Consider the following 24,176-nt stretch of genomic DNA (forward strand, 5'->3'; position numbering starts at 1 on the left):
CCGACCCTTGACTCGCTGTCCACATGCCGACGACTCAGGGTAACGATCTACGCCGGAGCACCGCGATGCCGCCACCCCACCGCCGTGGAGCGAACCGCCGCCGACACCGCGCGGCCGTCCTCCCGGCATCCGCCGGTCACGGCCCCGCGGAGCGCGCGGGGCGGCCGCTGGACGCGGTGACCGGGATCGTCCTGGACGCCAGCCCACACCTGCTGGTGCTGGGTTCGGCGGCACGGCCGGGCACGGGCGGCACGGAGACGCGTCTCGCGATGAGCGCCGCAACGACCGTCTGGCACGGCGGGCGCGGGGGCCTCGCCGTGCTCCGGCCGGGCCGGTCCGTGATCGTCCGGCCGAGGGACGGCGGGCTCGGCGCCGACCGCGTCTGGGTCGACGCCGAACGGGTCAGCGGCACGATCCTGGCGTGCGGGAAGGACGCCGTGGAGGTGGACATGGGTCCGCACCGGGGGCGGACCCATGTGGTGATCCCTCCGCGCGCCTTCGAACGCGTCCTGGTCCGGCATCCGCGCCTGGAGCCCGGATACCTCATCGACGTGATCTGCGTGCGGTCCCCGCACGGCCCGCTGGCGGTGTGCCCCGGTACCTCCCAGCCCGGTTACCGGGCCGATGAACTCGCCGCGCCGGAGGTCGGCACGCCCGCACCCGGCGAGCTGCGCGGGACGGTGACGTGGTTCGGCAGCGCGGCCGACGAGGCACCGGACGGTGCCGCCTACCCGGCCGTCGATTCCGAGGGGGATGCCGGGGGGTGCGCGGACGCCCCGTCCGGCTGCGTCGCCTTCCCGCTTCTGTCACTCGGCAGCGAGGTCGCCGTCCGCAACGAGTGCGGCGGGCGCTCCGCCACCGTCCCGGTGGTGGAGTGCGGCTGCGCGGCGGCCCGCTTCTGCGACCGGTGCGTGGAGTGCGACGCGTCCCCGCGGGGCCGGATCGCCGAGCTGACGCCCGCCGCGTTCGTCGGGCTCGGCGGCGATCTGGAAGCGGGCTGCTTCAACGCCGCGGTCCGGCCGGGCGCCCCGGCCGCGGTGCCGGGGAGGGCCGCGTCATGGTGACGGCGTTCCAGAACACGCAGGTGCTGCTGCTGGCGGCCGTGCTGCTGGCCGCGTGCCTGGCGAAGCTGACGGTCCGCGAAGAGGCGGCGGACGCGCCCGATCACGTCCACGGCGTGCCGGTGCCGGCGGGGCTCGCCCGACTGTCCGCGCTGCGCGGCAGCCGGGGGATGGCGGTGGGGCTCGCGGCAGGCGAGGGCGTCCTCGGGCTGGCGCTGCTGGTGACGTCGCATCTGTCGGTGCGGCTCGCGACGACGGTGGCGTTCGCCGCCGCGACGTGGGTGGTCGGCGAGCTGCGGGTCAGCCGCCCGGACGCCGGGTGCGGCTGTTTCGGCGGGCTCAGCGGCAAGCGGGTCGGGCGGCGGAGCGTGCTCCGCGCGGTGCTGTTCACCGGCGCGGCCATCACCTCGATGGGGGCCCCGCTCGCCGGCGTGGACGTGCTGCGGGACGTCCAGATGCAGGTCGCACTCGTGCTCGCGGCGGAGGTCGCACTGTTCGCGGCGCTGTCCCCGGAGCTGTCGGCCCTGCTCGACCGCCGCGGACTGCCGCACGGCCGCGCACGCCCGGTGACGCCGTGCGAGCGGCGGCGCAGCCCGATAGCGGAGACGTACGCGGCACTCTACGACAGCGCCGCGTGGGTGGAGCGCGAGAACGTCATCGCGAGCGCCGTGCCGATGGACGTGTGGCGGGAGGGCTGCTGGCGGTTCGTGGTCTTCCCGGCCCGGGTGGACGGCCAGGACATGGAGGTCGTGTTCGCGGTGTCGACCGCCGAGCGCGACCGGGCCGTCAGGTCGGCGCTCGTGGCACCGGAACCGAGCCCGTCTGCCGCTCTCTAGGCATTTCTAGAAGAAAGGCTAGAGAGCGTTAGAAAGGCCCAGAGGGCATGCGAGAAGAATCTACGACTTTCTACGGCCACCGCTAGAGAGCCGAATATTCGGCTGATGATACGGCTCGATGCGTCTTTCTATCGATCTCTAGCATTCTCGCTAGAGATCTCTACAAAGCCGAAGCGTCAGGCGGGTTGGGAGCGGAGGAACTTGCCGAAGTGCGGCACGGTGAACGCGACCATGCCGCGTTCGGCGCTGTAGATGAGGCCCTTCTTGATGAGCCCGTCGCGGGCGGGCGACAGGCTGGACGGTTTGCGGCCCAGCTCGTCCGCGACCGACGCGGTGGGCACCGGGTCGTCGCCGAGCATGGCCATCGCGCGCATGTAGTCGCGCTCGGCCGGGGTGGCGCGTTCGTAGCGGCTGCCGAAGAAGCCGACCGCGAGTTCGCTCTCCGCCTCCGGCGCGGCGACCTTGATGTCGTCGGCGGTGATCGGGGTGTCGGGTGCCACGTCCCAGACGACCTTGGCGTACGCCTGGACGAAGTAGGGGTAGCCGTCGGCCGCGCCGTACAGGGCGTCGAGGGCGTCCTCGGTGAAGGTGACCTCCTCCCGCTCGGCGGGGGCCAGCAGGGCGAAGTCGGCCGACTCGCGGTCGAGCCGGTCGATGCGGGCGTAGCGGAACAGCCGCTCGGAGTAGGACTTGCTGGCCGACAGGACGGCCGGCAGATGCGGCAACCCGGCGCCCACCACGATCAGCGGGCCGCCGACCTGCGACAGCTCGTGGCACGCGGCGCAGAGCGCGGACACGTCGTCGGCGGGGATGTCCTGCATCTCGTCCACGAACAGGGCGATGCCGACGCCGACGTCCGTGGCGACGGACGCCGCGTCCACGAACAACTCGGTCAGGTCGATCTCCAGGTCGCCCGAGTCGGCTCGGCCCCGCGAGGCGGGCACGTCGATGCCGGGCTGCCAGCGGTGCACCCGCGCCCTGCCCTTGCCGGACGGCTCCGGCTCGGCCTGCGCGAACGCCTTCAGCACGCCGAGGAACTCCTCGATGCGGTCGGGCGCGCGATGCCGGGGCGCCAGTTCCCGGACGGCCCGGTGCAGCGCCGAGGCGACCGGCCGTCGGATCGACTGGTCGGGCCGGGCCTCGATCTTCCCGGTCCCCCACAGGCGCTGGATGGCCATCGAACGGAACGCGTTGAGCAGCACGGTCTTGCCCACCCCGCGCAGACCGGTGACGATCATGCTGCGCTCGGGACGGCCGCGGGCCACCCGCTCGATCACCACCTCGAACTGCTTGAGCTCACGGTCGCGGCCGGCCAGCTCTGGAGGGCGCTGCCCGGCGCCAGGGGCATAGGGATTGCGCACGGGGTCCACGCTCTCGGACTCTATGAGGCGATATAGCTGAGGCCGTAGATTTGCGTAGAAACCGCTGCGGCGTGTCGCGTGCTCCCGCCTCCGTCCGCAGCGCGCGGGACCGTCCACCCCCCTCGCGGCCGCCGTCGCCACCATGCCGCCTCCCCGGGCGAGCGCCTGCACTTTCGTCGAACCTCTGTTCGACTGTTCGAACACACTAGCGCACACCGCCGCCCCCGTCATCCGAACTCGGGGAACTCCGGCGACGGATTCGGAACGAGAACGGAGCTTGCATCACGCGAGAGATTCGTCCGCGTCGGACCTATGTGGGACCTTCTCCGCGGGGATCGTGCCCATGCGGCCGGCCTGGAAGTCCTCGAACGCCTGGACGATCTCCTCGCGGGTGTTCATCACGAACGGGCCGTACCGGGCGATCGGCTCGCGGATCGGGAGGCCGCCGAGGATGAGGATCTCCCAGCCGTTCGCGCTCGCGACGGGCTGGCTGTCGGCGGCGCGGACGACGAGGCCGTCACCGGTGCCCTTGTGGGTGGGAGCCGGCGAAGACCCCGAGCTGCCCTTCGTCCAGCCCGGTCTCCTCGGAGCCCGCCGTCCCGCGCCCGGAGAGCACGTACACCATCGCGTTGAAATCGCGCGGCCAGGGCAGGGTGAGGCGCGCACCGGGCGCGACCGTCGCATGCAGGTAGTTGATGGGCGTGTAGGTGACGCCGGGGCCGTCGTATCCGGCGACCGAGCCCGCGATGACGCGGACGAGGGACGAGCCGTCGTCGGCCGCCAGCAGCTTGACGTCGCGGGCCTCGATGTCCTGGTAGCGCGGCGGCACCCACTTCTGGGCGCGGGGCAGGTTCACCCAGAGCTGGACGCCGTGGAACAGGCCGCCCTTGGTGACCAGTTCCGGCGGCGGCTGCTCGATGTGCTGGATCCCGGACGCGGCGGTCATCCACTGGGTGGCGCCGTCGGAGATGAGGCCGCCGCCGCCGGTCGTGTCCTGGTGCTGGGACGCGCCGTCGATGATGTAGGTGACGGTCTCGAACCCGCGGTGCGGGTGCCACGGGGTGCCCATCGCCTCACCCGGCGCGTATTCGACGGCGCCCATGTGGTCGAGGAGCAGGAACGGGTCGGCCAGGGCCAGGTCCGTGCCGGGGAACGGGCGCCTGACCTCGAAGCCCTCGCCCTCCAGGTGACGCGCGGCGGTCACGACCTTCGCGACGCGGCGCCAGCCGGTTTCGGCCTCGGGCAGCAGGGGCAGGCGGGGAAGGGTCAGCGGGTCGGCCATCACGGCGGGCATCGGTTCTCCCTCGTTCGGGTGCCCGTCCATGACCGGGCGGTGCACTGCATGCCACAACATGGTTGATGCTTCAACTATTTCCACGGACCGGTGCGGCGCGATCCTGCTACCGTGAAGTTAGCCGGGCTTAGTTGAACCTTCAACCTGTGTCGTATACTTGGCGGTATGAGCGAACCTCGCTGGCTCGATGCCACCCAGCAGCGCGATTGGCGGGCATACGTGGACGGCAGCGTCCGGCTCACCGAGGTCATGGACCGGGATCTGAAGACCAAGCACGGCCTGTCGGTGTCGGAGTACGAGATCCTCGTCCGGCTGTCCGAGGCCCCCGAACGGCGGCTGCGCATGGCGGAACTCGCCGAGAACGCCAGCCAGTCACGCAGCCGCCTGTCGCACACGTGCTCCCGCCTGGAGTCCAAGGGCCTGGTCAAGCGGGACAGCTGCCCCAACGACAAGCGCGGCGTCTTCGCCCACCTGACGGACGAGGGCTACGCCGCACTCGAAAAGGCCGCCCGCGATCACGTCGAAACGGTCCGGACCTACTTCATCGACGTCGTCCAGCCCGAAGACCTCGAAGCCATCGGCCGCGCCTTCGCACTCGTCCGCAAGCGCCTGGGCCCTACCGCCTGACCCGCCTACAGGGGGACGGTGACCCCGGTGAGGAACCCGACGGACACCAGGGTCAGGAACACCCAGGCCAGCATCATCCCGATGCCGAACGTCCGCCACCGTCCGCCGACCTTCCAGATGAGCAGGCTGCCGAGCCCGAACGCCAGGACGAGCAGGGTGATGAACTGCGGCAGCAGGCTCGGGCGGCGGCTCATCATCAGCGGCGCCCACATCATCACGGCGTCGACGAACAGGAACAGGCCGAACCCCGCCGCGAGCGCCTTCACATCGCGGCCGAGGAAGGCGCGGGCCTGTCCCACGAGCACCTCGGCCCTGTCCGTCTGCAGCCGCGGCTGCGCCTGCGCCGCCGGCTCGACCTCCACATTGTGCGCCACGGCGAAGATCTCGTCTTCGAGGCTTGGGAGGTCCCTCTCCTGAGGTTCCGCCATCCCGCTCCCTGAGGCCGGAAGCCGCCTGACGACATGCCCGGCGGATGATCGAGGTTCACGGCCCGTCCGCCCCGGCCCCTTTCCGGCGGGCGCACCTTCAAACGCACGGTAGCGGATCGGGGGGTGGCGCACACAGCCCATCCGACGTGCCATGCTGGAAAGATGCCAGGTAGACGGGCTATTCGCAGCGCGGCGGCGATCGCCGCCCTGGTCACCGTGACGTCCGCCGCGGCCGGTTGTGGCCGCGGCTCCGACGAGCCGACGCCTTCCGCCACCCCGCCCACCGCGTCGGGGACGGCCGCGTCCCCGTCGGCGCCGGCCGAACAGGGCTTCCAGTCGGAGATCAAGAAGGTGACCGCCGGGGACCTTGAGCACTCGTGGCGGGAGGGCTGCCCGGTCGCGCCGTCCGGGCTGCGGATGATCGAGATGACCTACTGGGGGATGGACGACAAGCCGCACACCGGCGGGCGGCTCGTCGTCAACGCCAAGGCGGCCGAGGACCTCGTCAAGGTGTTCCGGAAGCTGTACGACATCCGCTACCCCATCGAACGCATGGAACCGGTCGACAAGTACAAGGGCAGTGACTTCCAGTCGATCGAGGCCAACAACACCTCGGCCTTCAACTGCCGCCAGGCGACCGGATCGAGTTCGTTCTCCCAGCACGCGTACGGCCTCGCCCTCGACGTCAACCCGTGCCAGAACCCCTACGTCTACGCCGACGGGCGCATCGCCCACGAGCAGTGCGCGAAGTACAAGAACCGCGAGAAGGACGCCCCGGGCATGATCCATGCCGGCGACAAGGTCGTCGACGCGTTCGACTCGATCGGTTGGGGCTGGGGCGGCGAGTGGAGCGGCGCCAGGGACTACCAGCACTTCTCCAGCAACGCCCGCTGAGCGGGCGCTACATCATCATCAAGGCGATCACGATGACCGCCACGATGACCACGCCTGCGGCGACGCCGGCGATCAGGCCGACGTTCGGCCCGGACTTCTGGGGTTGTGCCTGGTTGGCGAAGTTCTGGAACTGGTGTGTCGTGCCTGCCGGATCATTGGGTGTCTGCGACATGCCGAAGAGGGTAACGGATACACAACAGGACGGTCCGTCCGTTCTCGCCACGGACCAACCATCTGGACGCTGGGCGGAGAGTGTGGGATTCGAACCCACGAGGACTGTCCCCAGCCCTGGGCGCTTTCAAGGCGCCTGCACTAGTCCACTATGCGAACTCTCCAGATGACCGCCGTCCCCGGCGGCCATCGCCCACGATAGCGGTCACCGCCCGGTACCTTCGACCGCATAACGCGAGTTCAACGCTCACGGTTTCGGTGCGTCCGGGACGGCGTAGCCGGGGATCGAGGGCCAGCGGACCGTCATGACGACCGACTCCTCCTCGGCCTGCCACGAATGGTCGACACCGCGTCCCCACACGACGTAGTCGCCCTGCTCGGCCAGGACCACGTCCCCCTCGGGGAACTCCAGCCGGAACCGGCCGCTGATCAGGACGAGCAGCGCGGTCCGCTTCTCCCCGTCCGTCCACTCGCCGCGGCGCTCACCCTTCGGATGAACCCCCCATTTGATCTCGACCTCGCCACTGTGCCTGAGATCACCGACCGGCTTGAAGTGCCCGAGCAGCCAGCCGCGGTCACCGGCCGCATCCGGCCCCGCCTTCCCCACGTACACACCGTCCACAGGTCGCGACCGTACTCCCGGCGGTCAGGACTCGGTGGGACGCTGGTAGGCGAAGCCGTCGCCGACGACGGCGGCGAGTGTGAGGTACGCCTCGCGGGTCGCGGGAGCGAGCTGCTCCAGCTCGACCTCGGCGCCCTCCTCCAGGTGGTCGTCGTACGGGATGCGGACGACGGCGCGGCAGCGGCTCTCGAAGTGGGCCTGCAGCTTGTCCAGGTCGACCTGGCTGCGGGTGCGGTTGCGGACCATCGACAGCACGACCACGCCGTTGCGGACGAGGTGGCTGTGGTCGTGCGCCTCCAGCCAGTCCAGCGTGGCGCTCGCGGAGCGGGCACCGTCCACCGACGGGGAGCTGACCAGGACGAGCTGGTCGGCGAGGCTGAGCACGCCCGCCATCGCCGAATGCAGCAGCCCCGTGCCGCAGTCGGTGATGCAGACCGAGTAGTACTGCTCCAGGACGACGGCGACGGCTGCGTAGTCCTCGGCGCTGAACGCCTCGCTGACCGCCGGGTCGCGGTCGGACGCGAGGATCTCCAGCCGGGCCTCGTTCTGCGAGGTGAACGCGCGCACGTCGGCGTACCGGTGGATCTGGTCCCGGTTGTTGAGCAGGTCCCGGACGGTCGCGGCCGTTTCCAGCCTGACCTTGTCCGAGAGCGTCCCGCGGTCCGGGTTGGCGTCCACGGCGATGACGCGGTCGCCGCGGAAGGACCCCAGCATCGAGCCGAGCCCGGTCGTGGTGGTCGTCTTGCCGACGCCGCCCTTCAGCGACATGACGGCGACCCGGTGGTGCCCGCCCGCCACGACGGTGCGCGCCCGTGCGATCAGATCCTTGCGGCGCAGGTCGGTCTGCGACTCACCCGGGTGGATGCCGCCCGCGGTCGCCTTGTAGACGGCACGCCGCCACCCCGAGGACGGAGCGATGCGCCGCTCACCGAGAAGGTTCTCGGAGCTGAGGCTGTCGGCGTTCTGCGGCTCCTGCGGCTGTTGCGGCTGTTGCGGCTGTTGCGGGTGCGCCGCCGGGTAGCCCGGCGCGGGCTGCATCATCTGGTTGAGCGCCTGCGGATACCCCTGCTGATCCTGCGGCGGCCCGCCGGGGTAGCCGTACCGCGGCTGAGGCTGCCCGGTGCCGGGGTCGATGGGCGGGTACTGCGCCCCCGCCGGCCCCTGCGCGTACGGCTGCCCCGTGTTGGGGTCGACCGGTGCGTACTGGGCTCCGGCGGCGTTCGGGTCCTGCGCGTACGGCTGCCCGGTGGCCGGATCGACCGCCTGGAACTGCCCACCGCCCGCACCCGGGTCCTGCATGTAGGGCTGCCCCGTGTTGGGGTCGACCGGCGCGTACTGGCCGCCGCCCGCGTTCGGGTCTTGCCCGTACGGCTGCCCCGTGTTGGGGTCGACCGGCGCGTACTGGGCTCCGGCGGCGTTCGGGTCCTGCCCGTACGGCTGGCCGGTGCTCGGGTCGACCGGCTGGTACTGCGGGTACGGCTGGCCGGTGGCCGGATCGACCGCCTGGAACTGCCCGCCGCCCGCACCCGGGTCCTGCGGGTACGGCTGCCCGGTGGCCGGGTCGACCGGTGGGTACTGGGCTGCGGCGGCGTTCGGGTCCTGCGGGAAGGGCTGGGCGCCGGCGTCGGGCTGGAGGGGCTGGCCGGTGTTCGGGTCGATCGGCACGTAGGGCCGGCCGGAGGCGTCGGTGTCCTGGGGGAAGGGCTGCCCCGTGGCGGGATCGATCGGCTGGTACTGCTGGCCGAGCGCGTTCTGGTCGGCCGGGTACGGCGGGAGCCGGTCGAGGGGCGGGGCGGTGTTGCCGTTGGCGTCGTACGGCGACAGCTGCGGCTGGTGCGGGGGCTGCTGGGGGGCCTGGGACGGGTCGTAGCCGCCGGCCGCGTACGGCGGCGGCAGCATTCCCCCGTCGAACGGCTGGGGCGTGGGGCCGCCCTCGTACGGCGGGGGCTGCGGCGGGCCGAAGGTCTGGGGCGGGTAACCGGTCTCGGGGGCCTGCTGGAACGAGGGGGGCGCGGCGAGCCAGGGGTTGGCGTTGGGGTCGGACTGCTCGGACTCCGGCTCGGGCTGGGCGGCGGACTCCGCCTCGGGCCGGCCGGCGTCCTCGTCCGGTGGCGCGTTCTCCTGCTGCGCACTCTGTTCGCCCTCCGCGGACTGCGCGCCCGTGTCGCCGCTCATCGCGTCCAGAGAGGCCAGCCGCTCCTCCAGGGAACGCCCGTCGTGCTCGTTCCTTGCCACCGTTCTTCCCCCTCGGGCACGCCTCTGATGATCAACACGGAGCAGGTGGGCAAAATGGTCCCCGTGCAGGATACCTGTGCACCAATACCACGTATCCCACGTGGAGATAGGCGTTGGGGCGGCCGGGGCCGGGGCCGGGGGCGGGGTGCGCGGCGCCCGGTAGCGTGACGGGTATGCATGCGATCGTTATCCGTGAACCGGGGGACCCCGACGTCCTTGAGTGGACGCAGGTGCCGGATCCGGCGCCGAAGCCGGGCGAGGTGCTGATCGAGGTCGCGGCGAGCGCGGTGAACCGCGCGGACGTCATGCAGCGGCAGGGGTTCTACCCGCCTCCGGAGGACGCTCCCCCGTATCCGGGGCTGGAGGTGTCCGGGCGGGTCGCGGAGCTGGGCGCGGACGTGACCGGACTGAACACCGGGGACGAGGTGTGCGCGCTGCTCAGCGGGGGAGGGTATGCCGAACGGGTCGCGGTGCCCGCCGCGCAGGTGCTTCCGGTGCCTCGCGGGGTGGACGTCGTCGAGGCGGCCGGACTCCCCGAGGTCGCGTGCACGGTGTGGTCGAACGTCTTCCAGCTCGCCGGGCTGCGCGAAGGGGAGACGCTCCTGGTGCACGGCGGCGGCAGCGGCATCGGCACGCTGGCGATCCAGCTCGCCAAGGCGCGGGGCGCGCGGGTGGTGACGACGGTGGGCAGCGCGGAGAAGGCGGCCCGCTGCCGGGACCTCGGCGCGGACGTGACGGTGAACTACCGCGAGGAGGACTTCGTCGGAGGCGGCCCCTACGACGTCATCCTGGACCTGATCGGCGCGAAGTACCTGGCCCGGAACGTCGACGCGCTGGCCGTCGGCGGCAGGCTGATGGTGATCGGGCTGCAGGGCGGGGCGAAGGCGGAGCTGGACATCGGCAAGCTGCTCCGCAAGCGGGCGCTGGTGCACGCGACGACGCTGCGGGCCCGTCCGCCGGAGGAGAAGGCGGAGATCGTGGCCGGTGTCCGGGAGCATGTGTGGCCGCTGCTGGAGTCGGGGGACGTCCGGACGGTCGTGGACCGGCGGATCCCCATGGCGGACGCGGCGAGCGCGCACCGCCTGCTCGAACAGAGCGTTCACATCGGCAAGATCCTGTTGACCGTGTGAGGATATGAGGATGATGAGCGAGCCTTCGAAGAACCAATCTGAACAGGACCCCCAGGTGCTCGTGGTCGGCCCGAAGGGCATCGCCTTCGAGGGCGGCGGTGAGGGCGAGTCCGAGGGCAAGTCGGTGACCGAGATGGTCGAGCAGCCGGCGAAGGTCATGCGGATCGGCGGGATGATCCGGCAGCTTCTGGAGGAGGTCAAGGCCGCCCCCCTCGACGAGGCGTCCCGGGCGCGGCTGCGGGAGATCCACAAGTCGTCCATCAAGGAACTCGAGGACGGTCTCGCGCCGGAGCTGGTCCAGGAGCTGGAGCGGCTGTCGCTGCCGTTCACCGAGGGGACGGTGCCGAGCGAGGCGGAGCTGCGGATCGCGCAGGCCCAGCTCGTCGGCTGGCTGGAGGGCCTGTTCCACGGCATCCAGACGACGCTGTTCGCGCAGCAGATGGCGGCGCGCGCCCAGCTTGAGCAGATGCGGCGCGCCCTGCCCGCCGGCATGCTCCCGCCCGGCGCGGAGGAGGAGCCGCCCAAGCCCGGGCCGCGTTCGTCCGGCCCCTACCTGTAGGACGCCGCGTGAACGGCCGCACTCCCGCCCGGGGGGTGCGGCCGTCGCGTCGTCAGGGGAAGAGTCGTTCGATGACTTCGGCCACGCCGTCGTCGTCGTTGCGGGACGTCTTGTGGGTGACGGCCCCGAGCACGAGCGGGTGCGCGTTGGCGACGCCGTACGACGTGCCGGCCCAGGTGAGCATCGGCAGGTCGTTGGGCATGTCGCCGAAGGCGGTGACGGCGTCGGACGTGATGCCGTGCCGGATGCACAGGGCGGCGAGTGCACTGGCCTTGGTGACGCCCTGCGCGCTCATCTCCAGCAGACCTCGCCCGGACGAGTGGGTGACGGTGACGAGGTCGCCGACGGCCTCGACCGCCTTCTCCGAGAGCGAGTCCGGATCGGCCTCGGGATGGAACGCGAGCAGCTTGGTTCCGCGGTGGGTCACGAGTTCCTCGCTGCCCACGGGACGGCCGCCGAGGGCCTTCGCGTCCCAGCGTCCGAGGTCGTAGCTGTCCTCGAAGAGGAACCCGTCCGGGTGCTCGACGGCGAACCGCAGCTCGGGTGCGATGGAGCGGAGCCGCCCGACCGTCTCGGCGATCACGGGCGCCGGGATCTCCTCGGCCTTCAGGACCGTCTCGGTGTGCAGGTCGTACAGGACGGCCCCGTTGGCGCAGATCGCGACGCCGTGGTGGTCGACGGCAGTGGCGATCTCCTTCATCCAGCGCGGCGGCCGCCCGGTGACCATGACGAGCATCGCCCCGGCCCGCTCGACGCGGGCCAGGGCGGCGACGGTGCGGGCGGAGATCGTCCCGTCGGAGCGCACGATCGTTCCGTCGAGGTCGGTGGCGATCACGCGCGGCACGGAGGAGTCGGTCATGTCACCTTCCAGGGCATATGGCTCACACCATAAGCCACACCCCGGACACCCTCACCGCCGGGCGTCAACGCTTCACGGGCTCCAGGACGTCCATGCCGAGGAACTTCTGAAGCGCCTCCGGCACGCGGACGCTTCCGTCCGCCCGCTGGTGGTTCTCCAGGATCGCGACCATCCAGCGGGTGGTCGCCAGCGTCCCGTTCAGGGTGGCGACCGGCTGGTTCTTGCCGTCGGCGTCCTTGTGGCGCACCGCGAGACGCCGCGCCTGGAACTCGGTGCAGTTGGACGTGGAGGTGACCTCGCGGTAGGTGTTCTGCGTCGGCACCCACGCCTCGCAGTCGTACTTGCGCGCCGCGCTGGACCCCAGGTCGCCCGCCGCCACGTCGATCACCCGGTACGGGATCTCGACCTTGGCGAGCATCTCCTTCTCCCACTCCAGCAGCCGCAGGTGCTCGGCGTGCGAGTCGGCCGGGTCGCAGTAGGAGAACATCTCCACCTTGTCGAACTGGTGGACGCGGATGATGCCGCGGGTGTCCTTGCCGTACGAGCCGGCCTCGCGGCGAAAGCACGACGACCACGCCACGTACCGCCGCGGCAGCTCGTCGATGATCTCGTTCATGTGGTACGCGGCGAGCGGCACCTCCGACGTCCCGACCAGATACAGGTCGTCGTCCGGAAGCCGGTACACCTCGGCGGCGTGCGCGCCGAGGAACCCGGTGCCCTCCATCGCCTCCGGCTTCACCAGGACCGGCGGGTACATCGGGACGAACCCGGCCGCGACGGCCTGCTCCATGGCGAGGTTGAGCAGCGCGTACTGCAGCCGCGCGCCCACACCCGTCAGATAGTAGAACCGCGCGCCCGACACCTTCGCGCCGCGCTCCATGTCGATGGCGCCGAGGCTCTCCCCCAGCTCCAGGTGGTCCTTGGGCTCGAAGTCGAACGCCGTCGGCTCGCCGACATGCTCCAGGACGACGAAGTCCTGTTCGCCGCCGGGCGGGGCGCCGTCCTCGATGAGGTTCGGGACGCCCTTCATCAGCGTCTCGAGTTCCCCGCCGAGCCGGTCGGCCTCCGCCTCGCGCTCCTTGACCTGCTGCGCCAGCTCCTTCGCGCGGGTCAGCAGCGCCTGCCGCTCGTCGCCCTGCGCCTTGGACACCGACTTGCCGAAACTCTTCTGCTCCGCCCTGAGCTGCTCGAAGGACGTCAGCGCCGAGCGGCGCCTTTCGTCCACGTCCAGCAGCCGGTCGACGACGGCGTCATCCTCACCGCGGGCGCGCTGCGAGGCGCGCAGCCGCTCGGGATCCTCTCGAAGAGCTCGCAGGTCAATCACAGACCCGAGGCTACCGGCCCGGGCCCCTCCGTCGCGCGCGCATATCGCCGTTCTCCTGGACGCCGCTGGCCAGCAGCGCGTGCGCGGGCAGCGCGACCTTGCCGTCCTCCACCGCGTACCCGGCGATGATCCGGTCGTAGGCGTCCTTGATCCGCGCGACGGTCCCGGGGTCCTGCCGCCCGACGATGACGCCGTTGGTGCCGACCTTCGACAGCGCGCCCGTCTCCCACCAGTCCTCGGGGTCGGCGACGTGCTCCCACGTCACCTCTTCGACGGCCACGTCGGTGAACCCCGCCTCCGCCACCAGCCGCCGGAACGCCACCGCCTCGCCGTACTCCATGAACGGCGGCTCCGGAATGTCGTCCGGCCACGGCACGCCCGCCTCCTCGATCGCCTCCCGGACGATCCCGAGGGCGCCGCTGCCCGGCATCACCCAGCAGCTCAGCGCCAGCCGCCCACCCGGCCGCAGGACGCGCCGCAGTTCCGCGAGCGCCCTGCCGGGGGAACCGACGTGGTTGATGACGAAGTTGCCGGCGACGGCGTCGAACTCCCCGTCCGCGAACGGCACGTCGGGCAGGATCGCGACGTGCGCGTCGAGGCCGGGGACGTTCCGGCGGGCGGTCTCGGCCATGTCCGGGTCGGCGTCCATCGCCGACACGTCGGCGCCGCGCCGGGCCGCCTCCCGGGACACGAACCCCGGGCCCGTCCCCACGTCGAGGAACCGCATCCCGTCCGCGACACCGGCGGCGTCCAGCAGCGGGCCGACCATGTAACGGGTGAGCCGGGCGAACCCCCGCTCGTACGCGGAGGCGCGCCCGGCCCACAGTTCCCGCTCGTAGAGATCGAAGTCCTTGGCCACCCAGGCAGCCTACGTCAGCGCACGTCCACGTAGTCGTCCCGGTAGGTCTTGATGTAGCTGGTCGCGGCGCCGCTGTACGCACGCCACGTGCCGTCCTTGGACGCCTTGAAGCCCTTGCGGAAACGACCGTACTCGTCGGTGTTCTGCGAGCCCAGGTAGGTCCACGTGGACGAGCCCTTGGGCAGGAAGTAGAACTTGATCTTCTTCGACGCGTAGGGCTTCCACTTGTCGGTCTCCCGCTGGAGCGACCCCATCACGGTGACGGTGCCGCCCTTCGTCACAGGCTCCGGTGCCGCGTTGAAGTCGAGGATCCGCGTCCGGTACCTGACGTCGATGTAGTCGGTGCCGCTGACGGACGGCTCGGCGTAGCCGCTGCGGGGGACGACCAGGCGCCAGTATCCGTCCCGGTCCGCGCGCCCCTGGACGTTGAACGTTCCGTCACCGCTGACGCCCACGAGGCCCTTGTTGCTCCACTTGCTGCGGTCGGTGGAGAACTGCAGCTGCACGGTCGCGTTCGCCGGAGCACCGACCCAGCTGCCGTCCGCGAGCTGGTTCATCACGCGCCCGCTCCCGGTGACCATGTTGCCCCTGCCGACCGGCTCAGGCCACGCGTTCCCGTCAATGATCTTCGTCCGGTACGCGACCATCCGGACGCTGGTGTGCGCCTCGGACGAGACATAGTAATGGTAGTCGCCCGGCAGGCCGACCGGGTCGTTCGCGAACTGGATCGACCACGCGCCGTTCTCGGTGACGGTCACCTTCGTGCTGTAGTCGCCGGCGGCGTCGGTCGTCGGGGTCGCGACCGTCCTCCAGTCGCCGCCGGTCGCCGGGTCGAACTGGAGGTTGACCTGCTTGCCCGCCAGCGGCGCCCAGGCACCGTCGCGGTCCTGCCGTTCGAGCCGCCCGCTGACGGTGACCTGGTCGCCCACGATCAGCCGGTCGGGCATGCTCAGCGTGACCCGGGTCTGGAGCCGCCGCATCGTGACCTGGACCTCCGCGCTGCGGCTGGGCCGGTACATGAAGCCGCCGTCGTAGTGCAGCCGGGCGTAGCCCGTCCAGGTGAAGTTCGCGGTCCCCTGCGCCCGGCCGTCCGCCCCGGTGACCGCCGAGGGGATCGGGCCGTTCACGCCAATCAGGCGCAGCGTGGCGCCCTGCACCGCTGCCAGGTCACCGCCGGCGCTACGGCTCATCAGCCGCGCGCTGAACGCGACCTCGGGGTGGTCGACGTCGACGATGTCCGGGGTGACCTCGAAGTCGGTGATCACTGAGTCGAGCCCGTTCTCGATGATCACGCGCTGAGGCCACAGGCGCGTGTCCTCGGTGGTGGTCAGCTCGACGTCCACCCACCAGCGGCCGGGGTCGACGGTGACCGCGGACTTCGTTCGCCACACCCCGTCCCGCACCGTCCCCTCGACCAACTCGAAGTCGTCGACGCTGAGCGTCTTCGGGGAACCGTGCATGTACGCGTACACGACGGCGCGCACCTTGGTGATGTCGGCGATGCCTTCGGCCGCCACTTCGATCTGCGTCGTGGCCGCACCGGGAGACAGGATCCGCACGTCTTTGATCCGCGCCGAGACGGCGGCGGCGTCCGCCGGCACGGAGGCGAGTGAGAACGTCACGGCGAGAGCCGTCAACAGGGCGATCAACCGGCGCACCAGGAACCTCCATCGTCATGTCCATCCAGCGGTCAGCGGACGTGCCACTGATTGCTGGTGTGGAGATGACGCTCAAGATCCACCACGGGTTTACCGGCTCCGGTCTACCGGGCGGTCACAGTTGGGTTACCTGGGCGGGGAGTCGTCCGCGGGGACGGCGCAGGTGTCGTCGGTGCAGGCGGCGGCCTCGTCACCGATCGTCGTCAGCGCGGGGTTGGCCTCCGCCCACGCCTTGCCGAGGACCTCCGCGAACGTCTCGGTGGGCTGGGCGCCCGAGACGCCGTAGCGGCGGTCGATGACGAAGAACGGGACGCCGGTCGCACCGATGTCGCGCGCCGCGCGCTGCTCGGCGTCCACGTCCGAGGCGAACCGGCCGGACGTGAGCACCTCGCGCGCCTCGGTCGCGTGCAGGCCCGCCTCCGCCACGACCTCCACCAGGGAGTCGTGGTCGAAGACCGAGCGGCGGTCGGTGAAGTGGGCCTTGAAGAGGGCCTCGACGACCGCGTCCTGCACGCCGTGCTCCGCCCCGAGGTGGATCATCCGGTGCGCGTCCGCGGTGTTGCCCGAGCGGCCGCCCTCCAGGTGGTACTCCAGACCCACCCCGGCCGCGCGCTCCTCCATCTGCCGGTTCATCTCGACGGCCTGCTCACGCGACATGCCGTACTTGCCGGCCAGCATGTCGGCGACGTCCATGGTCTCGCCCTCGGGGAACGACGGGTCGAGCTGGAAGGCCCGGTACACCACCTCGACCTGGTCGCGATGCCCGAACCCGTCCAGCGCCTGCTCGAACTGCCGCTTCCCGATGTAGCACCAGGGGCAGATGACATCGGACCAGATCTCGACGCGCATGGCAGGGCACCTCTCCCGGGACGGTTGAATCTTCTACAACAATCCCCGGCCCTGATCGATTTCCGGCCGGACGAAGCGGACGAAAGATCGAAGTCCTTGACCATCCACTTACCACCGGCGGTAGCATCGAGGCATGAACGCTATGCCGTATGAGCCCGCGGCCGGGGAACCGGAGTCGACGGATACCGACACCGGGGCTCAGAAGGCGCTCCGGTCCGTGACCGAGTGGCTTCACAATGCTGGCGACCAATTGGACGAACCCGCCGAGAATCTCCACTCGCTGGGCCGCGCCCGCAAGGTCAGTGTCTCGTTGCCAGAAGAGCTCACCGCCGCTGTGCAGCAGCGTGTCGGCAAGGGAGAGTTCAGCCGGTACGTGACCGAGGCCGTCGCCCACCAACTGGAGTTGGACTTGCTGGCCGAGTTGTCCACGCTTCTGGAAGACGAGCACGGCCCGATACCCGAGGAATATCTCGCGCAGGCAGGAAACACGTGGCCAGACGAGTAGCCACCGGTGGAACTCTCGTCCTCGACAGTGAGGGCCTGGCCAAACTCGCCGAGGGTCACCCGCTTCCGCGCGCATATCTCGACACGGCGCGTGCCCGCAGGGCCAGTGTCGTGGTCAGCGCCATCACGCTGACCGAGGTACTGCGCGGCAGGCCGCGTGACGCGCGGATACACCAGGTCTTGTCGCGTATCACGACGCTTCCCGTCACACCGCTCATGGCCCGTCGCGCTGGAGAGTTGCTGGGCAACACCGGGCTGTCCGGACATCGGTGCGCCATAGACGCGGTGGTGGCCGTGACCGCATTGGGGGCCGCTCGCCCGGTCGTGCTACTCACCAGCGACCCGGATGATCTCAACCGGCTGGTCGAAGAACCCGAGCGCCCCAAGAACGAGCGCATCGCCGTCTTCCACGTGTGAGAAGACTCGGGGTCGCGCGACCACCGAAGACCGAGAATCGTGGGCCGCCCTCTCCGGGGGCGCACGCTGCGGGGATCCCAGCTCCTCCAGCACTCGCGGCGCACCGCCCCGTATCCTGCGTTGTTCGGCCAGACCGGTGCCGCGGGCCAGTTCCAGCGGGTAGTACGACCAATCGACCTCGACCGGCCGTCCGCCGTGCCTGAGCAATCGGTGACGCAACTGCACCGGGTCACCGGCCTCCAGTCCGAGCGCCCTGGCGACTTCGGTCGGCGACGCCACTTCGGCCACCTCCAGCAACTCGTACGAATACCCTCCCGGCGTAGGTTCGAAGTAGGTGTCGGCCTCGACTCTGAACGGCTGGCGTTCGCGAACGAACACGCCCTTGCCCTGCCGGCTTGTCAGATAGCCCTCGCCCTTGAGTACGCTCAGGGCCTTTTGCACGGTGGTGTTGGACACCCCGAACTCGTCCACCAGGTACGCGGTCGAGGGCAACTGCGCCCCGGGCGCGAACCTCGATCTCTTCTCGCGCCTCATGAACGGTGAACCCGAGATCGGCCAGGAGCGTCACCGCACCGCCCTTGATTTTTCCATGCTGAGCAAGAGCGGTCCCGGCCGCGATTGCGGTGGGATACCACGAATCGGCCAGCTCGACTGGTCTGTCGTCAAGACTGATCGTCCGCCGCCGGACCACCGCCGCCGCGCCCTCCGGCAATCTCAGTCCCGCCGACACCTCCAAGGGCGGCACGATCGTGCCGACCTCCCGCAACCGCTGCGTCCCGACGTGTCCCGCCTCGGCCGCCTCCTGTGACCAGGCGTCACCCTGTCCCTACCGCCGAGGAGACAGGTAAGGCAACGAGCTCGCAATCCGCATGGTGCGGCTCCCTCATTGAGACAGTACTTCTCGCGAGAACCATTATGGATGTGGACGGGTCCGATGATCCCTAACCGGCCACGCTGAGGGGCGGGGAGTACGAGGTGCGTGGGTCAACCGACGGTTACCAAGGCCACGCCGGCTACCCCTGGCCGGTGCGGATGGCTTCGAGCCAGGCGGCGGCCTTGGTGAAGGCGTCGTCGTGGGTGCCGCGGCGGATCTCGGGACGGATCTGGTCGGCGCGGGGATAGGAACCGACGAAGCGGAGGTCGGAGCAGACGCGGCGCAGGCCCATCAGGGCCTCACCGACGCGGGCGTCCGCGACGTGGCCTTCGAAGTCCATCCAGAACAGGTAGGAGCCGAGACCGGCCCCGGTGGGTCGGGACTGGATCAGGGTGAGGTTGATGCCGCGCACGGAGAACTCGGTGAGGATCTCCAGCAGCGCGCCCGGGTGGTCCTCGCCGATGAACGCGACGACGGTCGTCTTGTCCATGCCGGTCGGGGCGGGCGGCGTGCAGGGGCGGTGCAGGACGACGAAGCGGGTGACGGCGTCGGCGACGTCGTGGATGTCCTCGGCGAGGACGGACAGGCCGTAGCGGGACGCGGCGAACGAGCCGGCGAGGGCCGCGTCGTAGTGGCCGTCGGCGACGTGCTGGGCGGCCTCGGCGTTGGACGTCGCGGCGCGCCACTCGGCGTCCGGGACGTTCTCCAGCAGCCAGCGGCGGCACTGCGGCTGCGCGATCGGGTGGGACGCGACGGTCTTGATGTCGGCCATCGCGGTGCCGGGCCGGACGAGCAGCGCGAACGAGACCGGCAGGTGGATCTCGCCGACGATCTGGAGGGCCTCACCGGTGGCCAGTTCGTCCAGCGTGGTCGGGACGGAGCCCTCGACGGAGTTCTCCAGAGCCACGACGGCGGAGTCGGCCTCGCCGCGGCGCAGGGCCTCCAGCGCGGCCGGGACGGTCGAGTACGGGACGTGCTCGGCCGCGGCGGCGTCCGGGAGGGTCAGCAGCGCCGCCTCGGTGAACGTGCCCCGCGGACCCAGGTAGGCGTAGCGCGCTGGCCTGCTGTCTGCGGTCACGGGTCCCCCGGTGCTGGGTCGCTTGTGCTGGGTCGCTTGTGCTGGGTCACCGGTGCGCGTGTCACTGGTGAGCGGAATGTGCCTCAAGGCTACCGCCCGGCCGGTCAAGGCCGTCCGGCCAGGGAAGACCGCCGGCCCGATCAGGCGCGGGGCGCTTCAAGCACGTGCGGTGGAGGTACGGTCGCCGTTGCCGAAGTCGGCGAGCGGGTCGTCCATCGACACGGCGGGACCCTTGCCGAGCTTCGCCGCGCGCAGGGCCTGGTTCTCCTCGGGGGAGAGCATCTCGACGGGATGCCCGGCCTGGACGGCCTTTGCGTAGGTCCGCGTCTCGGTCCGCCCGTTGATGGAGCTGACGACGACCCCGTCCCCGACCGCGTTGATCAGGGCGAGTGAGAAGGACCGGTGTCCCGACATCTCCTTGAGGGCGTCGTAGTGGACGATCGCGAGGTCGCGCATGGCGCGCTCGTCCACCGATCCACTGGCGACCTGGAGTTGGCGCCTGAGCATTTCTCCGCACTCGTCGACGACCTGGTTCACCCGGTTGTGGGCGACCACCGCGATGGACAGGCCCGCAACCCCCGCGACCAGGCCGGCGACGGCCACCGCGACAAGCATCACGGGCTGAGAGTACCCATCCGGACCTCGTGTTGCGAAAGATCCTCGTGGGCGACTTGCGGCCGGACCCGTTTCACGAGCCAGGTTCCGAGCGCGAGAACCGAGACGAGGGCGGCGATGCCGAACGAGTCGCGGAGGACCTGGCCCGCGAAAACCGAGACCACGGAGTGATCTGGGCCGATCATGCTTCGCGCCCACCACGGGATCGGGAACAGGAACAGCAGCCACAGGACGAACGCGAAAAGACATCTTCGCGTGTCGCGACCATCACCGGCCAAAGCCGCGATGACGGCGATCATCCACACGAGATGGTGGATCCACCCCACAGGCGACAGCACGACGGACAGGAGCCCGGCGATCGCGACCGAGGCGAGGAGCAGGCTCGCGGAGTCGGCCCCGGCCCGGAGATCGGCGGCCTGGGACGTGCGGCGCGCCCACCGGAAGCCGTAGTACGCGACGACCAGCGCGAGGGCGAGCCACACGAGCGTGCGGGCGGGCCCCTCGTCCAGGATCCGCGCGACGATGCCGTGGACCGCCTGGTTCGTGGTGCCGTCGACCGCACCCGTCCGGTCGCCGCCCTGCAGCAGCACGTGGAACCAGTAGTCGGACGAGTCGGACGGCAGCAGCGCGAACCCGCCGAGGGTCGCCGCGGCGGCGGTGAGCAGCGCGTTGCCCAGCGCGTCCCGCCGCCCGGTGATCAGGAACCAGATGAGGAAGACGCCCGGCACCAGCTTGATCGCGACGGCGAGGCCGACGAGCATCCCGCGCGGCCAGCGGGCCGTGCGGGCACAGCAGTCGGCCAGGCACATGGCGAGGAGGAACAGCCCGACCTGGCCGAAGCGGAACTGGTCCCGGACGGGTTCCAGCCACGTCATCGCGGCGACCAGGACGCCCGCGGCGAGCGGAGCCCAGCGTCCGAACCGGCGGATGAGGTCGCGGAACGCGTAGCAGACCGCGGCCACCAGCGCGGCGTAGACGAGGGCCGTCCACACCAGCTGCGCGGCGCGCCAGGGGAGCAGGGTGAACGGGACGGCCAGGACCGCGGCGAATGGCGGATACGTGAACGGGAGGAACTGCGGCGGCTGCGTCAGGACCTCGTAGAGCGGCGCACCGCGCAGGATGGCCCGTCCGCCGTCCCGGTACACCTCCAGGTCGACGAGCCGCTGGTCGGGCTCGTTGCCGAGCCAGCGGGTGACGACCGGTGTGACGGCGACCACGGCGACGACGACGCCCGCCAGGAGGATCAGCAGATCGGCCCGCGCCCACCGCCGCCCGGTGGGGACGGGCGGGGGCTCGGCCCCGTCACGGGGTTCGCTCACGACCTGCGCCTTGGGACCGTCCACAGCCCGCAGGATATGGCCCCTCTGGCACGGTATGGCTCTTGTAGCCTGAACGCCATGACTTCGCGGGGAGCAAAGATCGCCATGTTCCTCGCGACCCTCGTCACGGTACTGGTGGGGTTGCCCGGGTCGTCCGCGGCCCAGGCCGGCGGCGCGTCCGCTCAGGAGGCGGCCGCGGGAGCGTCGGCCATCCGCGGCCGGGTCGTGGTCGTCGGGGTTCCGGGGCTGCTGTGGAGCGACGTCGACCGGGAGAACACGCCCGCGCTGTGGGAGCTGACCGCGCAGGGCTCCGCCGCGAGCCTGTCCGTCCGCACGACACGGGTCAACACGTGCCCGACGGACGCGTGGCTGACGCTGTCGGCGGGGCAGCGGTCCCGGCTGCCGCACGGCGACTGCGCGCTCCCGGCCGCCCCGATCCTGTCCGGGCATCACTCCCCCACGGGCCCGCCGCCCGAGGGCGGCGCCATCGCCCCCGGCTGGCCGGCGATCAAGAGCGACAACGCCGACACCGACTACCACGCCCAGATCGGCCTGCTCGGCGACGCGGTGAAGGCGGCGGGCGGCTGCACGACGGCGGTCGGGCCCGGCGCGGTGTTCGGCGTCGGCGACGGCGGCGGGCGGGTCGACCACTACGTCCCGTCCCCCGACGAGGCGACCGCCGCCGACTGGGCCCGCTGCCCCCTCACCGCGGTCGACGTGGACGACCTGTTCCGCGGCTACATCGACGCGGGGGTCGACCCGGACGGCGAGCAGATCCCGCTGTCGGACCGGACCCGCGCCGACGCCACGGCCGCCGCCGACCGCCGGGTCTCGCAGGTCGTGAACAACATCCCCGCGGGGACGACGGTCCTGCTGGCCGGGCTGTCCGACGTCGGTGTCGACCCGCACCTGCGCGTCGCCATCGCCAAGGGCGAAGCCGGCGGGGACCTCACCTACGGCCCCGGGTACATGACGTCCACCGCCACCCGGCAGGACGGCCTGGTCACGCTCACCGACCTCACCGCGACGACGATGAAGTTCCTCGGGCTGCCGCAGCCGAAGCAGGCCGTCGGGTCGGTCTGGCAGCCGCAGCCGTCGGACGACAGCACGGCCGAACGCGTGGAGTCGCTGGAGGACTCCGACGTCGCGGCGCAGGGCATCCGGACGGTCCAGACGTCGTTCTACTGGGTGCTGTTCGCGACGCAGCTCGTCCTGTACGGGATCGCGGCGCTCGCCCTGCGGCGCCTCGGCGGCGACCGCAGGTCACGGGCGCGGATACTCGGCGGCACCCGCGTGATAGCGCTGCTCGGCGGGGCGGCGCCGGCCGCGTCGTTCCTCGCGGGGCTGCTGCCGTGGTGGCGGGCCGCGCATCCGACCCCCGTGCTGATCTGCACCGTGCTCGGCTTCGCCGGGCTGCTGACCGGCCTGGCGCTCGCCGGTCCGTGGCGCCGGTCCTCGTTCGCGCCCGGGCTGGTGATCACCGGAGTCACCGCCGGCGTCCTCGCGCTGGACGTCATGACCGGGTCGAACCTCCAGCTCAACACGCTGATGGGGTACACCGCGCTGGTCGCCGGGCGCTTCTACGGGTTCGGCAACCAGGCGTTCTCGCTGTTCGCCGTCGCCTCGATCCTGACGGCGGGGTGGCTGGCGGAGTACCCGCTGCGCGCGGGCCGCAAGAGGCTCGCGCTCGGAATCGTCGTGGTGATCGGTGCGTTCGCCGTCGCGGTCGACGGGCTCCCCGCATGGGGCAGCGACTTCGGCGGCGTGCTGGCGATGGTGCCGGCGTTCGCGATGCTCGGCCTGATGGTGACGGGGCGGCGCGTCTCGGCGGTCAGGCTCGCGTCGTTCGGCCTGGCCGGCGCGGCGCTGGTGCTGTTCATCTCCTTCCTGAACTCCCGGAGCGCCAACCCGACGCATCTCGGCCGGTTCTGGCGGGACCTCATGGACGGCGAGGCCTGGGGCATCGTCACCCGCAAGTTCGACGCCATGGTGAACAGCCTCGGGTACTGGCCGTACACGCTGGCGGTCGCCGCGGCGGTCGTGTTCCTGTTCTTCGTTCTGGCGCGCCCGACCCGGTGGCGGGTGTCGCTGCTGCAGCGCGCCTACGAGCACAGCCTGACGATGCGCCCGTCGCTGATCTGCGCGCTGGCGGTCGGCGTCATCGGGATGCTGGTGAACGACTCGGGCGTGGTGATCCTGTCGGTCGCGTTCAGCCTGTCGACTCCGCTGATGCTCGCCGCGGGCGTCCGGTCACTGGAGATCGACCTGAGAAACGAAGACTCTGCACCACCAGAACCGTCAGAACCGCGACCAGAGTCCACGGAATCACCGTCGGCCGAACGACGGTGAACAGCCACGACAGGTCGTCCGGCAGCATGATCCGGGCGGGGGCGCGGGCCGGAAGGTAGGCGAGGCTGAGCGCGGCGGTGTGGGCGAGCAGGACCCAGTCGACACGCGTCCAGGGGAGCAGGGCAAGCAGCGCCCAGCCGAACCCGTCGTACCAGGGCAGCGCGTAGGGGGCGGCGAAGAGCCAGGCGAGGACGAACGCCGCCGCGATACGGCGGTTGTCACCGTCCGATGCGACCGTGTCGTCGCGGATCGC

General features: G+C 71.0%; 25 protein-coding genes, 1 tRNA gene and 1 pseudogene. 9 read left to right on the forward strand and 18 right to left on the reverse strand.

The window, feature by feature from the left end; genetic code table 11:
- Positions 1–65: 65 nt before the first annotated feature.
- The gene (locus ACGFK0_RS12055) at positions 66–1,064 is read left to right on the forward strand and encodes a hypothetical protein (RefSeq protein WP_392903458.1); all 999 of its coding nucleotides are present in this window, start codon (positions 66–68) and stop codon (positions 1,062–1,064) included.
- Positions 1,058–1,897, forward strand: a complete 840-nt coding sequence (locus ACGFK0_RS12060) for a MauE/DoxX family redox-associated membrane protein (RefSeq protein WP_392903461.1) — start codon at positions 1,058–1,060, stop codon at positions 1,895–1,897. The genes ACGFK0_RS12055 and ACGFK0_RS12060 overlap by 7 nt, the downstream gene beginning before the upstream one ends.
- 176 nt (positions 1,898–2,073) lie before the next feature.
- On the opposite strand, the gene ACGFK0_RS12065 is transcribed toward ACGFK0_RS12060, so the two are convergent.
- The 3 genes from ACGFK0_RS12065 to ACGFK0_RS12075 form a co-directional block, all read right to left on the reverse strand.
- Positions 2,074–3,267 carry an ATP-binding protein gene (locus ACGFK0_RS12065; RefSeq protein ID WP_392903463.1) on the reverse strand — a complete coding sequence of 398 codons (1,194 nt, stop codon included), beginning with the start codon at positions 3,265–3,267 and terminating at the stop codon, positions 2,074–2,076.
- A gap of 273 nt (positions 3,268–3,540) precedes the next feature.
- The gene (locus ACGFK0_RS12070) at positions 3,541–3,894 is read right to left on the reverse strand and encodes a pirin-like C-terminal cupin domain-containing protein (RefSeq protein ID WP_392904046.1); all 354 of its coding nucleotides are present in this window, start codon (positions 3,892–3,894) and stop codon (positions 3,541–3,543) included.
- A complete protein-coding gene (locus tag ACGFK0_RS12075; RefSeq protein ID WP_392903466.1) occupies positions 3,776–4,552 on the reverse strand; it encodes a pirin family protein in 777 nt (258 codons plus the stop codon). Before ACGFK0_RS12075 ends, ACGFK0_RS12070 begins: the two co-directional genes overlap by 119 nt.
- 165 nt (positions 4,553–4,717) lie before the next feature.
- Here ACGFK0_RS12075 and ACGFK0_RS12080 point away from each other — a divergent pair, with 165 nt between their 5' ends.
- On the forward strand, positions 4,718–5,179 hold the full coding sequence (locus ACGFK0_RS12080; protein WP_392903469.1) for a MarR family winged helix-turn-helix transcriptional regulator: 462 nt from the start codon (positions 4,718–4,720) through the stop codon (positions 5,177–5,179).
- Between the two features lie 5 nt (positions 5,180–5,184).
- On the opposite strand, the gene ACGFK0_RS12085 is transcribed toward ACGFK0_RS12080, so the two are convergent.
- A complete protein-coding gene (locus tag ACGFK0_RS12085) occupies positions 5,185–5,607 on the reverse strand; it encodes a hypothetical protein (protein ID WP_392903471.1) in 423 nt (140 codons plus the stop codon).
- Between the two features lie 162 nt (positions 5,608–5,769).
- On the opposite strand from ACGFK0_RS12085, the gene ACGFK0_RS12090 reads away from it, so the two are divergent.
- Entirely contained in the window at positions 5,770–6,501 is a 732-nt protein-coding gene (locus ACGFK0_RS12090) for a M15 family metallopeptidase (RefSeq protein WP_392903473.1), read from the forward strand.
- Between the two features lie 7 nt (positions 6,502–6,508).
- On the opposite strand, the gene ACGFK0_RS12095 is transcribed toward ACGFK0_RS12090, so the two are convergent.
- The 4 genes from ACGFK0_RS12095 to ACGFK0_RS12110 all read right to left on the reverse strand — a co-directional run bounded on the left by ACGFK0_RS12095 (position 6,509) and on the right by ACGFK0_RS12110 (position 9,529).
- Positions 6,509–6,673: a hypothetical protein gene (locus ACGFK0_RS12095; RefSeq protein ID WP_392903475.1), complete on the reverse strand. Its 165-nt coding sequence runs from the start codon at positions 6,671–6,673 to the stop codon at positions 6,509–6,511.
- Positions 6,674–6,747: 74 nt separating this feature from the next.
- Positions 6,748–6,836, reverse strand: a tRNA-Ser gene (locus ACGFK0_RS12100).
- An 83-nt stretch (positions 6,837–6,919) separates the two neighbouring features.
- The gene (locus tag ACGFK0_RS12105) at positions 6,920–7,294 is read right to left on the reverse strand and encodes a signal peptidase I (protein WP_392903478.1); all 375 of its coding nucleotides are present in this window, start codon (positions 7,292–7,294) and stop codon (positions 6,920–6,922) included.
- Positions 7,295–7,318: 24 nt separating this feature from the next.
- A complete protein-coding gene (locus ACGFK0_RS12110) occupies positions 7,319–9,529 on the reverse strand; it encodes an AAA family ATPase (protein ID WP_392903480.1) in 2,211 nt (736 codons plus the stop codon).
- A gap of 173 nt (positions 9,530–9,702) precedes the next feature.
- Between ACGFK0_RS12110 and ACGFK0_RS12115 the strand changes: the two genes are divergently transcribed.
- Complete coding sequence (locus ACGFK0_RS12115; RefSeq protein ID WP_392903483.1) at positions 9,703–10,659, forward strand: NAD(P)H-quinone oxidoreductase; 957 nt, start codon at positions 9,703–9,705, stop codon at positions 10,657–10,659.
- Positions 10,660–10,669: 10 nt separating this feature from the next.
- Positions 10,670–11,218 (forward strand): bacterial proteasome activator family protein, encoded by a 549-nt coding sequence (locus tag ACGFK0_RS12120; RefSeq protein ID WP_392903486.1) that lies wholly within the window; start codon positions 10,670–10,672, stop codon positions 11,216–11,218.
- 52 nt (positions 11,219–11,270) lie between these two features.
- Here the strand turns inward: ACGFK0_RS12120 and ACGFK0_RS12125 are convergent, their stop codons facing one another.
- The 5 genes from ACGFK0_RS12125 to ACGFK0_RS12145 all read right to left on the reverse strand — a co-directional run bounded on the left by ACGFK0_RS12125 (position 11,271) and on the right by ACGFK0_RS12145 (position 16,767).
- Entirely contained in the window at positions 11,271–12,077 is an 807-nt protein-coding gene (locus ACGFK0_RS12125; RefSeq protein WP_392903488.1) for a Cof-type HAD-IIB family hydrolase, read from the reverse strand.
- A 64-nt stretch (positions 12,078–12,141) separates the two neighbouring features.
- On the reverse strand, positions 12,142–13,401 hold the full coding sequence (serS, locus tag ACGFK0_RS12130; protein ID WP_392903491.1) for a serine--tRNA ligase: 1,260 nt from the start codon (positions 13,399–13,401) through the stop codon (positions 12,142–12,144).
- A 10-nt stretch (positions 13,402–13,411) separates the two neighbouring features.
- The gene (locus ACGFK0_RS12135) at positions 13,412–14,260 is read right to left on the reverse strand and encodes a class I SAM-dependent methyltransferase (protein WP_392903493.1); all 849 of its coding nucleotides are present in this window, start codon (positions 14,258–14,260) and stop codon (positions 13,412–13,414) included.
- 14 nt (positions 14,261–14,274) lie between these two features.
- Entirely contained in the window at positions 14,275–15,918 is a 1,644-nt protein-coding gene (locus ACGFK0_RS12140) for a hypothetical protein (protein WP_392903495.1), read from the reverse strand.
- 126 nt (positions 15,919–16,044) lie between these two features.
- A complete protein-coding gene (locus ACGFK0_RS12145) occupies positions 16,045–16,767 on the reverse strand; it encodes a DsbA family oxidoreductase (protein ID WP_392903498.1) in 723 nt (240 codons plus the stop codon).
- A 133-nt stretch (positions 16,768–16,900) separates the two neighbouring features.
- Here ACGFK0_RS12145 and ACGFK0_RS12150 point away from each other — a divergent pair, with 133 nt between their 5' ends.
- Both ACGFK0_RS12150 and ACGFK0_RS12155 read left to right on the forward strand, forming a co-directional pair.
- The gene (locus ACGFK0_RS12150; protein WP_392903501.1) at positions 16,901–17,272 is read left to right on the forward strand and encodes a hypothetical protein; all 372 of its coding nucleotides are present in this window, start codon (positions 16,901–16,903) and stop codon (positions 17,270–17,272) included.
- The gene (locus ACGFK0_RS12155; protein ID WP_392903503.1) at positions 17,257–17,688 is read left to right on the forward strand and encodes a type II toxin-antitoxin system VapC family toxin; all 432 of its coding nucleotides are present in this window, start codon (positions 17,257–17,259) and stop codon (positions 17,686–17,688) included. The genes ACGFK0_RS12150 and ACGFK0_RS12155 overlap by 16 nt, the downstream gene beginning before the upstream one ends.
- Here the strand turns inward: ACGFK0_RS12155 and ACGFK0_RS12160 are convergent.
- The 5 genes and pseudogenes from ACGFK0_RS12160 to ACGFK0_RS12180 all read right to left on the reverse strand — a co-directional run bounded on the left by ACGFK0_RS12160 (position 17,599) and on the right by ACGFK0_RS12180 (position 21,598).
- A complete protein-coding gene (locus ACGFK0_RS12160) occupies positions 17,599–18,222 on the reverse strand; it encodes a GntR family transcriptional regulator (protein ID WP_392903505.1) in 624 nt (207 codons plus the stop codon). The two genes, ACGFK0_RS12155 and ACGFK0_RS12160, sit on opposite strands and share 90 nt — an antisense overlap.
- A pseudogene (locus ACGFK0_RS12165) lies at positions 18,203–18,466 on the reverse strand (UTRA domain-containing protein); the annotation flags it as partial. The pseudogene ACGFK0_RS12165 and the gene ACGFK0_RS12160, both read right to left, overlap by 20 nt.
- A 235-nt stretch (positions 18,467–18,701) precedes the next feature.
- Positions 18,702–19,640: a prephenate dehydratase gene (gene pheA, locus ACGFK0_RS12170; RefSeq protein ID WP_392903508.1), complete on the reverse strand. Its 939-nt coding sequence runs from the start codon at positions 19,638–19,640 to the stop codon at positions 18,702–18,704.
- Positions 19,641–19,796: 156 nt separating this feature from the next.
- Positions 19,797–20,255, reverse strand: coding sequence for a DUF4446 family protein (locus ACGFK0_RS12175; RefSeq protein WP_392904048.1), 459 nt, complete (start codon positions 20,253–20,255; stop codon positions 19,797–19,799).
- Positions 20,255–21,598 carry a glycosyltransferase 87 family protein gene (locus tag ACGFK0_RS12180; protein WP_392903511.1) on the reverse strand — a complete coding sequence of 448 codons (1,344 nt, stop codon included), beginning with the start codon at positions 21,596–21,598 and terminating at the stop codon, positions 20,255–20,257. Before ACGFK0_RS12180 ends, ACGFK0_RS12175 begins: the two co-directional genes overlap by 1 nt.
- Before the next feature lie 54 nt (positions 21,599–21,652).
- Between ACGFK0_RS12180 and ACGFK0_RS12185 the strand changes: the two genes are divergently transcribed.
- Positions 21,653–23,923, forward strand: coding sequence for a hypothetical protein (locus ACGFK0_RS12185; protein ID WP_392903513.1), 2,271 nt, complete (start codon positions 21,653–21,655; stop codon positions 23,921–23,923).
- The last annotated feature ends 253 nt before the right edge of the window (positions 23,924–24,176 follow it).

This window comes from Spirillospora sp. NPDC048823, assembly GCF_043198445.1.
Classification (GTDB): Bacteria; Actinomycetota; Actinomycetes; order Streptosporangiales; family Streptosporangiaceae; genus Spirillospora.